Genomic DNA, 1790 nt, shown 5'->3' with positions numbered 1-1790 from the left:
GGATCAACAGTCCCGATCACCCGGCCTGTCCCATCACGGACGAGCCTTGCCATGTCTCCTTCGGCGTTCATGACCGACACGAGGTCGCCGTGCTCGTCATAGCCGAAGCCGATTCGTACCCCCGTCGGGTCAGTCACCTGGGTGAGCAGATTCTGATTCCAGGAGAGACGCGTCACCCCGCCCTCGGGGTCCGTGATGGTCGATGGGTTGCGGTCCGCACCCTGGTACTCGTAGGTAGTGACCGCCAGCCCCGCCTGGTCGTCGTCGCCGGTGTCGCCGGCCGGCCCGCCTTGGTTGTTGCTGGTGGTGACACTGACCCGCACCACCCGGTCCAGACCGTCGTACTCGTAGTCCGACCGGGCGCCGGTCTCCTCGACCCGGGTGGCCAGCCGCCCCCGCTCGTCATACCGGCAGATCGTGGCCCGACCATCCCGGCCGGTCACCTGCACCCGGTTGCCCCACCGGTCCCAGCCAATGTTCTGCCGGTTCCCGTCGGCATCGATCATCCCGACCAGACGGCCCTTCCGGTCGTGGATCCACGTGTTCGCCCGGCCCCCGTCGGCGTCGGCGACCTGGGTCACATTCCCCGGCAGATACGAATAATGAGAGACGCGTCCGAACGCGGACCGCTGCGATGTGACCTGGCCGAGCCGGTTGTAGGTGTTCTCGGCCTCCACCACACCATCAGCATCCGTAACCCGACAGATCAGGCCCTGCTCATTCCACACGTAGGTCCGGGTAGCTCCACCATCAGACACGGCAGCGGTCAGGCGGCCCGACTCGTCGTATGTGTAGTCCACCCGGCGGCCGTCACTGGCCACCAGGGTCACCACGCGGCTGCCGTCCGGGTTCCATTCGAGCCGGATGCTGCGGCCCCACTCATGCCACAACCCGACCAGCCGGCCACCAGCCCACTCATACTCCACCCTGGTCCCCGCACCACGAGACACCCAGGCCGGACGGCCCGCCCGGTCGAAACACCACCGGCCACCCCGATTGTCCGACACCACAAACCCACCACCACCAACAGCAGCAGTAGTGTCACCGCCAGTAGTGGTGGTGGCCTCACCGGCAGCGGCAGTGGCGCTGGCAGGGGAACCCTCCCCAGCGCCAAGGGCATCACCAGCAGCAAGGGCATCGGCCCCAACACCGGCAGCACCAGCGACCCCGCCAGCCCCAGCGGCAGTAAAATCCTCACCGGCATCGGCCCCGGTATCTGGGGCGGTGACATCGGGGATGGTGGTGAGCCAGAAACTGTCCCCATCGGCCCGGTCCCAACCATCGGCCAGCCTCGGGAACACGACGTGCCGGCCAGAGGCCTGCACCCACACCGCGCCCTCATCATTGAAGACGAGGCGTTCGTCCGCTGTCGATGCCCAGCCCGGACCGAACACCCCCACACTCGCCGACAGCGAGTTGTACATCCGCGTGAACACCAGACTCGCAGCCCCACCCGTAAACGACAGGTCGGTCTCCGGCTCCACGAAATTCCCGGTCGTGGTGTTCACCGGGTCATCGGCGTACCCCGACGTCTGCGGATCACCCTGAATCGACGGCGCCTGCACGTCCAACGGCCTACGAGTCTCCGCCACCCCTGCGGCTTGGAGACAAGCGGCCAGGGCGGCGTCGGACACCTCACTGATCTCACCCGAACCGCCGGCCGCCTCAAACGCCGCAGCGACGGTGTTGACCCAGTTGACCTCGTTGGTGTTGTTCGTCTCGAACGAGGCCAACGCGGTCGTGATCCCAGAGGTGTTGATCTTGCACCAAGAGCACCGCTCCGCGAAATC

At 66.7% G+C, this 1790-nt stretch carries 1 protein-coding gene; it reads right to left on the bottom strand.

Annotation, left to right across the window (positions count from 1 at the left end; all coding sequences use genetic code 11):
- A partial coding sequence (locus D9T14_RS13180; RefSeq protein WP_147434138.1) for a DUF6531 domain-containing protein occupies positions 1-1733 on the bottom strand: 1733 nt, incomplete at its 3' end.
- Positions 1734-1790 lie beyond the last annotated feature (57 nt).

Source organism: Propionibacterium australiense (assembly GCF_003666605.1).
GTDB classification, from domain to species: Bacteria; Actinomycetota; Actinomycetes; order Propionibacteriales; family Propionibacteriaceae; genus Propionibacterium; species Propionibacterium australiense.
This window is presented reverse-complemented; position numbering and strand designations above follow the sequence as displayed.